An 11,947-nucleotide genomic window follows, 5' to 3' on the forward strand; every position below is an offset into this window, starting at 1 on the left:
TGGAATGTCCGTAATCAGTGGTTGGAGGCAGAAAATGACTACCGCGTCCCCACATGCACACGGCGTTCACTTCGGGCGTGCAGACGTTCAGAACGCTGGCATGGGTGTGGGAATTGTCTTGATGGTGGTGGGTGTCCTGGGCTTTGTCCCCGGCATCACCACCCGCTACAGCGAATTGATGTTCCTTGGGCCTGATTCCCACGCCATGTTCCTTGGCTTGTTCCAGGTGTGCATGCTGCTGAATATTGTGCAGCTGGCCATCGGCGCAACCGGCTGGGCCATGTCCCGCACCGAACATGGCGCACGAAACTACCTCATGGGCGCCGGGGCGCTGTACATCATCCTCAGCATTTTCGGGCTCAGTGTCGGAGTTGATTCGGCGGCCAATTTCCTGTCGCTGAACATGACGGACAACTGGACCCACCTCGTGCTGGGTGTCCTGATGATTGCTGCTGGCTGGCTGTTTTCACGGAACATGGCCGGCGAGAGGGAATAAACCCGGACATAACACGCCGGGAAATAGGAGCCGCGAATGAGGAAAGATACATAAGTTCTGAATATTCGTCCTACTGGCTGGTGCAGTTGACGCGATCCCGCGAACAGCTGCACCGGCTTTTTCGTGCCGGGGCTTTCAACTGCTAGCGCCGGGTGTCGTCGATACCGTCCGTTTCGATGCGTTCCTTGCGGACTTCCTCATTAATGGTGACGTCATCCGCGACGGTGTCCTTGTCCAGGCGTACACGCTCCACAGGCACGGTTTCCTTGTCGACAACAGGGCGCTCCTCGTGGAGAACCACCTCGTGCTCCTCGTCGCTGAGATCTGGCCCGGCCATTGCTGCCCCGCGGTTCTCGTCGGTGATGGGCTCGCGCTCCAAGCGGACTTCCTCCCGCTGCACCGGCACAGTCTGCTGGACGTTCTCTGTGGTGACGTACTTGCGCAACCGCACACGTGCCATGGCCTGCCGCTCGGTGCCCACATTCAGGCGTTCCTCTGAGCGGGTCATGGCGTCATCGGTGGTGGGGCCCGAAGTGTCCCGTCCTGCTGCTCCCGCAGCCGCACGTCCGCCCGCGTCCTCCTGGTAACCGGCGTCGGTCCGTGCCTCGGAGTACGTCCGGCTTCCTTCGCTCTCGTAGTGGGCGTACAGGCGGTCCTCTTCCTCCGGCTCCAGATGCCCGTCCGCGTCCACCCGAGGGCCATCCTTGACGAAGTCCTTGGTGTACGGAACCACCAGGTCGTCGCCTTCTATCCGGGCTGCCTCGACCGGAACGAAGGATTGCGAGGCTCCGAACAGTCCGGTCTTGACAGTTATCCAAGTGGGCTCGCCGGTGTCATCGTCGGCGTACAGCTGGCCGATGGAGCCGATCTTCTCGCCATCCAATCCAATGACATTTCCGCTTCTGTTGAGCACGCCTTCAATGTTTTCCCTGTTGAGCATGGCTTCTCCCTTGATGCGCCTTTGCGCTGGGCTGGGCTAGCGGTGGATGCGACCGTGCTGCCGGAAAATCTCCTCCGGCACGTCGGCAACCGCCCCATTTTCTTGAGGTTCCGCTATAGCTGCCTCTACATACTAAGGTTGCTTAGCATTAAAGAGAAGGGTGATTCTCTTGTCGCCCGGTGAGGGTTGGCGAGAACTGACTCTGGACGAACAGGAACGCCAGGCGTACCGTGATGTCCCATCGGCGAAGGGGTGTGCACAGGATGGGAGCAGGACTGCTGAAACCGTGCCTTCTTCCCGCCCGCCCTGTGTTGCTGGCGCTCATGACGGTTTTCGCCTGGCTTATCTGGGGCGCCGCAACAGCTCAGGCTGCCGTTCCTGCACTGGACACCGGTGCTCTCCTGCAGCCTGCGGCTTCGTCCCCATATGCTCGGTCTGTCCCACTCCCCGGGCTTCCACCGCTTCCGACGCCGGCACCTGGCTCTGTGCCGATGGCGGCACCCAGCGTACTGGCGTCGGACGTGGCGCCCGAAGGCGATTCAGCCCTGGGGCCAGCTTTGGACCCCGGGCAGGGCACGCTGGCCGCCTTCGTTGCAGGTGTCCCACTGCCGACCGACGACGCCGGTGCCCCAGGCTCCGACTCGAGGTTCGGCTTCGCTCCCGCCCGTGATCTGCCCGGCTCTGGCGCCCGTCCCGCAGCAATGCGTGGGCCGTCCGTGCCTTTCGACGTACCGGCTCCGCAAGACTCCCCCCGCATTTCGGCGCTGCCCGCCCATGCAGGGCATGGCCATTCCGTATCCTCCGGCGGATCCGGGTCCGGGGATATTGCCGAACTCTGGCCAGGACTCCCGGCCACCACCGGTGCAATCATCCCGCCGTTGATAGCGGCACTTCCCGCCGGCCCCTCCTTCGATCCCGGGTCTTCTCCCGACTGAACAGGTCGCCCCTGCCCTTTTGAGGCAGGCCATGACTACCGTGCGCCGCCGGCGTATGGACGCAGCATTCAGCCAGGAGAAACAGCCATGTCCCTCAAAATCGATGAGTTACACCGTGCCCCCACCTCTTGCGTGGGCAACTGGCCCGACCCCGTGCGGGGGGTCCGCTAAGGGGCGCCGGATTTAGTTGGCGGGGAGGGCTGTGGTGGTATTCCACCGCCCTCCCCGCCCAACCCTGAGGTGGCTTTGGGACGGCTCCGTCCACGGCTATGCAATGCGTGCCACCGTCGGGTGTCAATACCGTTGCCACAGGCAAATATCGCCCAGACTCTGGACTCTTTGGAGGGAGCCAATCAGACTGACTACAGCAGCTGGCCCGACGGGGCGGAAATTCCGCGTTCAAGCCGGCAGGGATTGAACAGCTGCATTAATTGGGGTGTGGCCGCGATGCCTGTTCCATAACCTTGAAAGGGCTTGGTCATGCCGGACTTCTCAGCTTTCTTCCCGTTCATTGCCGTGATAATCGGGGCAATTGCCGTCATTGCCTTTATTTGGGTGGCGGTAAGACTGACGTGGAAAGTGGCCGAGCCAAATGAGGCACTCATCATTTCCGGTCTGACGCGCGGATCCCTGGAAACCCGCGAAGGCATGGACTTCAAAATCGTCACGGGCAAGGGTGCCCTGGTTTTCCCAGGGCTCCAGACTGTCCGGACGCTGTCGCTCACGCTGAACGAAACGGAGCTCAAAGTCTCGTGTGTGACATCACAGGGCATCCAGGTGATTGTGGAAGGCGTGGTGATCTACAAAATTGGTGATGCTCCGCCCTTTATTGCAAATGCGGCCAGGCGCTTTCTCGGCCAGCAGCCCAAAATGGAAAGCCAGGTGTACAACGTCTTCGAGGGGCACCTGCGGTCCATCATCGGCAGTATGACCATGGAAGAAATCATCCGCGAGCGGGACAAGCTGGCTTCGCAGGTCCGTGGCGCCAGCGGCGTCGAAATGGAGAAGCTTGGCCTCGTGGTGGATTCGCTCCAGATCAAGGACCTGCAGGATCCCACAGGGTACATCCAGAACATCGCCAAGCCCCATATCGCCCAGGTGAAGATGGAGGCCCGCATCGCCGAGGCCACGAGGAACCGGGAGGCCGCGGAGAAGGAGGCGGAGGCCGCGGCGCTCATCGCCGACGCCCAGAGCGTCTCGGCTATCAGGCAGTCCGTGGCACAGGCCAACGCCGAAAGGGCTAAGGCGAATGCCGCCCAGGCCGGTCCGCTGGCCGATGCAACAGCACGCCAGCAAGTGGTGGTCCAGGAAACGGAAGTGGCCAAGCTTGAGGCTGACCGCGAGGAGCAGAAACTCCAGACCACCGTGCGGAAGCCTGCCGATGCCAAGGCCTACGCCAAACGCACCGATGCCGAAGGCCAGAAGGCTGCCGACATCAGTGCCGCCGAGGCCCTGGCGCGCCGCACAGAACTTGAAGCCCAGGCCAACGCCCGGCGGACGGAACTGCAGGCCCAGGCGAATGCCACCGCTGCGGCAGCCGCTGCCGGAGCCACCAAAGTCACAGGCGAGGCGGAAGCCGCAGCCACCAGGGCCAAGGGTGATGCAGCGGCATCCGCCATCAAGGCCAAGGCCCTGGCCGAAGCGGATGGCATCAAGGCGCGGGCGGAAGCCCTGGGGACCAACCAGGACGCGGTCATTTCGCAGCAGCTGGCCGAGAACATGCCGGCCATTATCGCCGCTGCCGCAGAGCCGTTCTCCCACGTGGGCCAGATGACCGTGCTGAACGGCGGCGACGGCGTGAACCAGATGCTCGGCGGAATCCTGGCGCAGGCGGGCGACTACCTGCCGACCCTCGCCTCCGCGCTGAAGAACGGCAGGGAAGCGAAGCGCCCACCGAAAGCTCCAGAGGCCTGAGACTGGCATGCCTAAAAACGCCGATGCACACGGCCTGCATGCATAGGGACTCGGATGCATAGGGACGTCGACCGAAGCCTGACCGGCAAGATCGGGCGCGTGACGGGCCGCATCGGTCCCGGCACCATCGGCGAAGTGATGCTGCCCTACCTGGGCGGGACCAGCGCTTTCCACGCCCACCCGTTCGACAAGACAAGCGTGTTCGCTGTGGGTGAGGAAGTGCTGGTTATCTTCTTTGAGCCGCCCCAAACCGTTTATGTGGATGAACTGCCGGAGGTGCTGCAGCACCGCGAGGGCAGCTCCCGCTGACGCCAGCCCTGGCACGCCCTTGGATCGGTTTCCCTCGATCAACCAGCATGTGCAGGCGGGCGCTGCCCTCCCTGCTTTTCCCCAGATTGCCCGTCTAGGCTCACGGTAGCCGCGCCGCACGGGGCGCACCATATCGGAGGATTATGAGCACCTCACTGCTTGTACCCGGCGCCGAGCTGCCCATCTCCGGAAAGCCCTTTGGCGACATCCCTGCCCTTGATATCGATTACCTCCGCCGCCGTATACGGCGCAAGGCCCTCAACGCCACTCTCGTTCTCCCTGTCCTCTTTGCGCTGGCGTTCGCCATCTTCTGGCATGTGGGCCAGCCCTTTTGGGGTAACTGGCCGCAGGTCGATGCCACGGTGACAAGCCATTACGAATATGTCACCAAAGGAGTCCGCTGCAGTCTGGGGCTCGATTACCTCGTGGATGGACAGCGACTTCACGGCGACTTCTCCGTCACACTTCCCTGCGACGGGGCTCCGGCGGTGGGCTCCGTGGTCAAACTCGGCGTCTCTCCGGAGGACCACGGGTGGGTGGCGGTAGCCGGATATCCCGGGCTCCCGACCTTCCAGCTGCTTCTGACCGGAATGGGCCTCGGATTTCCCGTGTCCGGCTGTGCACTGTTTACCTTCTTCGCGATCCGGCGGCTCCGGAGAGTGGTGCGGCTCGGTGCCGGTCCATGGCAGGCGGTGACCGGCACAGTCCTGGCGTCGTTGCCGAGCTCCAACGGGCTGTGGCTCGCCCTGACGCTGGCCGTTTCCGGGTCACCTGACGTCGAAGTGGGTTTTGGCCTCAAGGGCATTGAATTTTTCCCGCTCCCCGCGGCAGGGAGCACTTTTACACTTCACCTGGCAGGTGACGGGAAGGGCAGGGTCCTGGTCGGTATCCCCGGACACTGGGGAGAGTCTGTCGGCACGATCAGGGCACTGCCCGCTCACAAGCTGGCCGCAGAATGAACACGGTACTGCTGGCACCAGGACTCGAACTGCCGGTCACCGGCATGCCCTATGGCGAGACCCCGGTCCTGGACGTCGATCATCGTCGCAGGCGCCTGATTCGCAGAGTCTTTGTTCGCACGGGAATGCTGATCACGATGTTCGTTGCGGCCGCCTCGTTGTTCTGGCACCTTGGCCAGCCATTGTGGGGCAATTGGCCACAGATGGATGCGACCGTGACCAGCCAGGACGAATACGTATCCCGGGGTACGCACTGCAGTCTCGGTCTCAGCTACACCGTCGACGACCAATACTCCACACCCATTACTCCGAGTTCGACCCGTGCGGCGAGTCATTGGCCATCGGTTCCGTGGTCAAAGTCGGCGTCGACCCCGGCGACCACGGGCAGGTAGTCGTGGCCGGTGTTCCTGACCCGATCATCGCGCAGCTGTTCGCCACAGGTGCGGGGTCGTTCGTCCCTTTGTTCTGGATGAGTATCTTCGTCGGCTTCACCTGGCTGCACTACCGTACCGTCACCAAGCTCGGGAGCGGTCCGTGGCACGAGGTGACGGGCACCGTTGTGACCAGCTCGATCACCAGCAACAGGCGCAAAGCGGTCATCAAATCCACCGAGGGCCCTGCCTTCCGGGTCAACTTTGGGCTCAGGGGGATCACCTACTTCCCCGTACCCCGCGCCGGCAGCATCACGACACTTCGACTGGAGGGAGATGGGGCCGGCGGGGTGATGGTCGGCGTCAAAGGGCTCGTCGGCGACAACCTGGGCGTTATCGGACCGGTCGGGACAAGGCAGGAGGCAACCCGAGTTAAATTGTGAGGGCATCGACGGCGGCCGGCTGCTTCTCCACCCACTCTCGGGGCGCGCCTCGATGGCAGATCGCCGTCAATCATTCCGGAGACGTTCCCGGAGGCAGATACTCCCCCTGACCCCCGACCCCGCTGTTAACCCAACCTTTCACTGCGCGTAACACCCCCTCCCCCGTCACGTCAGGCACGGCGCCCACCGTGGAGGTGTGAGGATCGCAATTGTGGCCGAATCATTCCTGCCCTTGATGAACGGGGTGACGCACTCCATCCTGCGGGTGCTGGAGCATCTTCAGGACCGCGGCGACGAGGTGCTGGTGATCGCGCCGTCGATGCAGGCAGCGACGGAGCCCGCAGGTCCTGAAGTGGTCCACGGTGCGCAGGTCCACCGGCTTCCTTCTGTGCCGCTGGCCGGCTACACCAATGTCCGCGTGGCGATGGGAGGTGTGTACCGGGTCAAGCGAATCCTTGCCGAATACGCACCGGACGTCGTCCACCTTGCCTCCCCGTTTGTGCTCGGCTGGCGGGCTGCGCAGGCAGCCTACCAACTGGGGATCCCCACCATTGCCATCTACCAGACAGAGGTCCCCAGCTACGCCGCACGCTACGGGGTGCCGTTCCTGGAGAACTGGGCGTGGAACCGGGTTGAGAACATCCACCTCCTGGCGACCAGGACGTTGGTGCCGTCCACGTTCGCCCTGAACCAGTTGCGCGGCCGCGGGATTCCGCGGGTGGGGATGTGGCGGCGCGGGGTGGACACCACGCGGTTTTCGCCCGAAAAGCGCGACGCCGGCTGGCGGGCCTCCGTCGCTCCCGGCGGTCAGAGGATCATCGGCTACGTAGGCAGGCTCGCCATCGAAAAGCAGGTGGAGGACCTGGCTGTCCTCGCCGACGTGCCTGACACCAGGCTGGTGATAGTAGGCGACGGCCCGCAGCGTGCCGCTCTGGGGGAAGTTTTGCCGGAGGCTGTGTTCACGGGATTCCTCGGCGGCGAGGAGTTGGCCCGCGCCATGGCGTCCTTCGATCTCTTTGTCCATCCAGGCGAGTTCGAGACGTTCTGCCAAACCATCCAGGAGGCCATGGCATCGGGGGTGCCGGTGGTGGCCACGGGGCGCGGCGGCCCCTTGGACCTGGTGGAGAACTCCCGCACCGGCTGGCTCTACGAACCCGGGGACCTGGCCGGACTGCGCGCGCGGGTCATGGACCTGATGGGCGACGACGCCAAGCGCCGCGCGTTCGGAGCAGCAGCCCACGCTTCGGTCCAAGACCGGACCTGGCCGGCGCTGAGCGCCGAACTAGTGGAGCACTACCGCGACGTCATCACAGCTCCCAGGCTGGCGGAAATGCGTAACTCTTAAGGGACCGGGTGCGGCAGGAGTCCGTAACCCCGCAGATACGAAAGCCTTGCGGACGCTAAACTTACGCCTTTCCGCTGCCGGCAAAGAATCGGCACCTTTCGTATCCGGAATCCTTGCGAAATAGTAAGCACACTGATTGAATTGGATCACCGGGGTGACATCGGCACCAATTATCGACAAGGAAGTGTGATCATGGGAATTCTCGGATTTCTCATTTTGGGTCTGATAGCCGGAGCTATTGCGAAGGCCATCCTGCCCGGAACGCAAGGAGGAGGCTGGCTTATCACCCTCGTCCTTGGCGTCGTCGGAGCGGTCTTGGGTGGATGGATCGGATCCCTCATCTTCGGCGGAGGACTTGCCGAATTCTTCGACCTCCGCACCTGGCTGCTGGCGATCCTGGGCTCGATCATTGTCCTGCTGATCTACGGCGCAGTGGCGGGCCGTGGCCGAAGCCGGGTCTGACGCACAAAGAGCTATCAGCCAAAGCGCCGTCCCCGTTCACGAGGGGCGGCGCTTTTGCCTGCGCCTGACATAGTCCGGTTGTCCAGGACCCGAATAGTAAACGATTCCTCCCGGCCGCATTGATATCGCGCAACTGCACTTTATGATGTGCCTGGGGGGTGGTTGCGTTATGGGGGATTCTCGTCACAACGACGAGCTGGCGGCACGCGAGTTCGGCACTGACGCTGGCGCAGCGGGGACATCCGATGCGGGGTCCTCCGTTCGTGCGCGGGGCGATGGGGTAAATGATGCACTCCTTGACGCAAGCCCCGATGCGCTGCTTGGCATTGCACCTGACGGCACCATCAGTATGGCCAACGCGGCAGCCACCCGCCTGTTCGGCGTCGCCCGGGATCAGCTGATCGGCAGCGATCACCGGAGACTGCTGAAGAAGGGCTTCAGGAACGAGATCGTCCAGATCTACAGGCACCTGAAAGAGCGGCAGGAGGAACCCGTGCCGCCGCGGGAAGTGTACGGCGTGCACAGCAACGGCACCGAGTTCGCTGCCGAAGCTGCCGGTGCCTTGCTGGAATCCGGCAATGAGACTCAACTGCTGGCTTCCATCCGGAGTATCTCCCACAGAAAAGCGGATACCGATCTGCACGAGGCACTGTCCCTGCTCACGGCAACACTTGAATCAACTGCGGACGGCATCCTGGTCATCAGCAGGGACGGCAAGCTCTCCGGGCTCAACGAACAATTCCTTAAGATGTGGGGCATTCCCCCGGAACTCGTCCAAGGCTCCGAGGCCGCGCCTGTCATTCGCCTGGTTCTGGAGCAAGTGGCCGACCCGGACGCCTTTCTGGCCAGGATCGCCGAGATTGATAACGATCCCGCCTCTGAGAGCCACGACGTCCTGGATTTCAAGGACGGCCGGACGCTTGAAAGGTACTCGCGTCCGCAGAGGGTGGGCGACCGGATCGCGGGCAGGGTATGGAGCTTCCGCGACGTCACGCCCCGCCGTCTCGCCCAGGAGCAAGCCCAGCAGGCCATGACGGACCTCGCGGCGCAGGCTGAACAGCTACGGGCCCTGGCCTTTCGGGACCCGTTGACGGGGCTAGCCAACCGGGCGGTGTTCAATGACGGGTTGGCTGCTGCTCTGGGCGCGCCCCGGCTCAAGTCAGTCGATGTCCTGCTGATCGACCTGGACGACTTCAAGGAAGTCAACGACATCCTTGGCCATCAGGCGGGAGATGACATGCTGGTTGAGGTGGCCCGGAGGCTCCGCCGCTGTGTGCCCACTGCCGATGTCGTTGCCCGGCTCGGCGGCGACGAGTTCGTCGTGTTGTTGACGGACTGCCCGGACGCCGACGACATCGCTGCCGACATTGTCCGCTCCCTGCACGTACCTGTGACCATCAGCGGCACCGTTCTGCGTCCCAGCTTGAGCATGGGCCTTGCTTCCATGGGCCACGAGGAAATCGGCACCAACGAGCTGCTGCGGCACGCGGACATCGCCATGTACGCGGCCAAGGCGGCGGGAAAGAACCGGTTCATTCGGTTCCACCCGGACATGATGACAGCCCTGGTGCAGCGGACGGACATGTTGACCGGGCTGCAGCTGGCGGTGGCCAGGCGTGAGATCTCCGTGGCGTTCCAGCCCATCGTGTCTCCGAGGATGGGCCAGGTGGTCCAGTTCGAAGCCTTGGCGCGCTGGAACCGCGACGGCGAACGCATCCCGCCGTCCGTCTTCATTCCCATGGCGGAGCGCAGCGGCCTGATCGGGGAGATCGGGGCGGAAGTGATGGCGCGCAGCCTGGTGCGGCTCGCGCCGTGGCTGAGCGAAGACCCGTCGCGGTCCCTCGCGGTGAATGTGTCCGGAGTCCAGCTGCAGGAGCCAGACTTCGCCGAGGGTGTCCTCGCCCTCGCCGAGGCCAGCGGAGTAGGCGCCTACCAGTTGGTTCTGGAGGTCACCGAAAGTGTATTTTTCGACCCCGACAACAACTTGATCAAGCAGCTCGCCAGCCTGCGGGAGACTGGAGCCCGGGTGTCGCTCGATGACTTCGGTACCGGGTACTCGTCCCTGGGCAGGCTGCAGGACCTGCCGGTGGACGAGGTGAAGATCGATAAGACCTTTGTCTCCATGGTACGGACCGGCCGGGAGCGGCTGCCGATTCTGAGTTCCATGATCAACATGGCCCATAGCCTGGGGCTGAGGGTTACTGCTGAGGGTGTCGAGACCGCCGCGCAGGCCGATTACCTGACCGCACTCGAGTGCGATTCGTTGCAGGGGTACCTGTTCTCACTCCCCGTCACAGGCAGCCGGATGGAACTCGCCATCCAGCAGGCGAACGAGGCCATCCAGGCGCTGAAGGGACGTTAGCGTCCGGCGCGCTTCAAATCGAGGACAAAACAGCCAGGAACGCGGCGGGCGAGGACAATGGCTTCTATGGACGTCGTCGTCATTGAAACACCGCCGCTTGGGGACCGCAGCTACCTGGTCCACGACGGGCAGGTGGCGCTGGTCATCGATCCGCAGCGGGATACGGACCGGGTGGAGAGCGCCGCCGCGGAGGCAGGCGTGCGGATCACGCACGTTGCCGAGACGCACCTCCACAACGACTACCTCAGCGGCGGCCTGGTGCTGTCCCGGGCCCATGACGCGGCCTACTTGGTGAACGCGGCCGACGCCGTCGGGTTTGAGCACCAGCCAATAACTGACGGCGCCACGGTCCAGGTGGGCCGGCTCACCGTGAAAGCGCTGGCCACGCCGGGCCACACCCACCATCACCTCTCCTACGTGGTCACCGATGGCCAGCAGCAGGCAGTGTTTTCGGGCGGAAGCCTGCTGTACGGATCCGTGGGCCGCACGGACCTCGTGGACCCGCACGACACCGAGCAGCTCACGCACGACCAGTATGCCTCCGTCCGCCGCCTTGCTGAGGAGGCCGGGCCGAATGCTGCCCTCTACCCCACGCACGGATTCGGCTCCTTCTGTTCGTCAGGGCCCGCGTCGGGTGCCCACAGGTCAACCATCGGCCAGCAGTTGGAAACCAACCATGCGCTGACGGACCCGGATGAGGACCACTTCGTCCGGGAGCTCATCGCCAACTTCACCGCGTACCCGTCCTACTACGCGCACATGGCCCCCGTAAACAGGAACGGCCCGGGCCCAGTAGACCTCACGGTCCCGGAATCAGTGGACCCTGCCGAGCTCGCGAGAAGGCTGGAGGACGGCGAGTGGGTGGTGGATCTGCGCAACCGGGTGGCCTTCGCCAGCAGCCACCTGCAGGGCTCGGTCAGCTTCGAATACGGCCGCGGCTCCAGCTTCACCTCCTACCTGGGCTGGGTACTCCCATGGGGCCAACACCTGACGTTGGTGGGCGCACGGGCCGACGTCGAGAAGGCCATCCGGGACCTCTCGCGCATCGGCATCGACTCCCCCGACGCTGCGCTCGGAACTGAACCGGCGGCGCTTGCCGCCGGCACCGCCGTCGTGCATTATCCCCGGGTGGGCTGGGCTGAATTGCTGGGCCAGCGCGGTGCCGGGGACGTGGTGCTGGACGTGCGGCGGACGGACGAGTACGACGACGGCCACCTCACGGGGGCTGTGAACGTCCCTCTGCATGAGCTGCTTTTCCGGATGGACGAGGTCCCCGCCGGGAAGGTCTGGGTCCACTGTGCGTCGGGCTACCGGTCGGGGGTGGCAGCGAGCCTGCTGCACCGGGCCGGAAGAGACGTGGTCCACGTGGACGCGAGGTACCAGCCCACCGCTCCTTCTTGAGGCGTGAGGG

Annotated in this window: 13 protein-coding genes; 11 read left to right on the forward strand and 2 right to left on the reverse strand. The window is 63.9% G+C overall.

Annotation, left to right across the window (positions count from 1 at the left end; all coding sequences use genetic code 11):
- Positions 1–34 precede the first annotated feature (34 nt).
- Positions 35–496 carry a DUF4383 domain-containing protein gene (locus J7E83_RS01950; protein ID WP_214958725.1) on the forward strand — a complete coding sequence of 154 codons (462 nt, stop codon included), beginning with the start codon at positions 35–37 and terminating at the stop codon, positions 494–496.
- A 142-nt stretch (positions 497–638) separates the two neighbouring features.
- Here the strand turns inward: J7E83_RS01950 and J7E83_RS01955 are convergent, their stop codons facing one another.
- Positions 639–1,436, reverse strand: coding sequence for a DUF2382 domain-containing protein (locus J7E83_RS01955; protein ID WP_214958726.1), 798 nt, complete (start codon positions 1,434–1,436; stop codon positions 639–641).
- Between the two features lie 491 nt (positions 1,437–1,927).
- On the opposite strand from J7E83_RS01955, the gene J7E83_RS01960 reads away from it, so the two are divergent.
- Positions 1,928–2,371, forward strand: coding sequence for a hypothetical protein (locus tag J7E83_RS01960; protein WP_214958727.1), 444 nt, complete (start codon positions 1,928–1,930; stop codon positions 2,369–2,371).
- A gap of 362 nt (positions 2,372–2,733) precedes the next feature.
- On the opposite strand, the gene J7E83_RS01965 is transcribed toward J7E83_RS01960, so the two are convergent.
- Positions 2,734–2,913 carry a hypothetical protein gene (locus J7E83_RS01965; protein ID WP_214958817.1) on the reverse strand — a complete coding sequence of 60 codons (180 nt, stop codon included), beginning with the start codon at positions 2,911–2,913 and terminating at the stop codon, positions 2,734–2,736.
- On the opposite strand from J7E83_RS01965, the gene J7E83_RS01970 reads away from it, so the two are divergent.
- From J7E83_RS01970 to J7E83_RS02010, 9 genes are all read left to right on the forward strand, one after another.
- Complete coding sequence (locus tag J7E83_RS01970; RefSeq protein WP_214958728.1) at positions 2,852–4,285, forward strand: flotillin family protein; 1,434 nt, start codon at positions 2,852–2,854, stop codon at positions 4,283–4,285. The genes J7E83_RS01965 and J7E83_RS01970 overlap by 62 nt on opposite strands.
- Before the next feature lie 54 nt (positions 4,286–4,339).
- Complete coding sequence (locus J7E83_RS01975) at positions 4,340–4,594, forward strand: hypothetical protein (RefSeq protein ID WP_214958729.1); 255 nt, start codon at positions 4,340–4,342, stop codon at positions 4,592–4,594.
- A gap of 143 nt (positions 4,595–4,737) precedes the next feature.
- The gene (locus tag J7E83_RS01980; protein WP_214958730.1) at positions 4,738–5,553 is read left to right on the forward strand and encodes a hypothetical protein; all 816 of its coding nucleotides are present in this window, start codon (positions 4,738–4,740) and stop codon (positions 5,551–5,553) included.
- Entirely contained in the window at positions 5,550–5,945 is a 396-nt protein-coding gene (locus tag J7E83_RS01985) for a hypothetical protein (protein WP_214958731.1), read from the forward strand. The genes J7E83_RS01980 and J7E83_RS01985 overlap by 4 nt, the downstream gene beginning before the upstream one ends.
- Positions 5,888–6,367 carry a hypothetical protein gene (locus J7E83_RS01990; RefSeq protein ID WP_214958732.1) on the forward strand — a complete coding sequence of 160 codons (480 nt, stop codon included), beginning with the start codon at positions 5,888–5,890 and terminating at the stop codon, positions 6,365–6,367. Before J7E83_RS01985 ends, J7E83_RS01990 begins: the two co-directional genes overlap by 58 nt.
- A 196-nt stretch (positions 6,368–6,563) precedes the next feature.
- The gene (locus J7E83_RS01995) at positions 6,564–7,712 is read left to right on the forward strand and encodes a glycosyltransferase family 1 protein (protein WP_214958733.1); all 1,149 of its coding nucleotides are present in this window, start codon (positions 6,564–6,566) and stop codon (positions 7,710–7,712) included.
- A gap of 192 nt (positions 7,713–7,904) precedes the next feature.
- Positions 7,905–8,174, forward strand: a complete 270-nt coding sequence (locus J7E83_RS02000) for a GlsB/YeaQ/YmgE family stress response membrane protein (RefSeq protein ID WP_214958734.1) — start codon at positions 7,905–7,907, stop codon at positions 8,172–8,174.
- A gap of 169 nt (positions 8,175–8,343) precedes the next feature.
- Complete coding sequence (locus tag J7E83_RS02005; protein WP_214958735.1) at positions 8,344–10,536, forward strand: bifunctional diguanylate cyclase/phosphodiesterase; 2,193 nt, start codon at positions 8,344–8,346, stop codon at positions 10,534–10,536.
- A 66-nt stretch (positions 10,537–10,602) separates the two neighbouring features.
- A complete protein-coding gene (locus J7E83_RS02010; RefSeq protein WP_214958813.1) occupies positions 10,603–11,937 on the forward strand; it encodes an MBL fold metallo-hydrolase in 1,335 nt (444 codons plus the stop codon).
- The last annotated feature ends 10 nt before the right edge of the window (positions 11,938–11,947 follow it).

Source organism: Arthrobacter sp. ISL-48 (assembly GCF_018613805.1).
Lineage (GTDB): Bacteria > Actinomycetota > Actinomycetes > Actinomycetales > Micrococcaceae > Arthrobacter.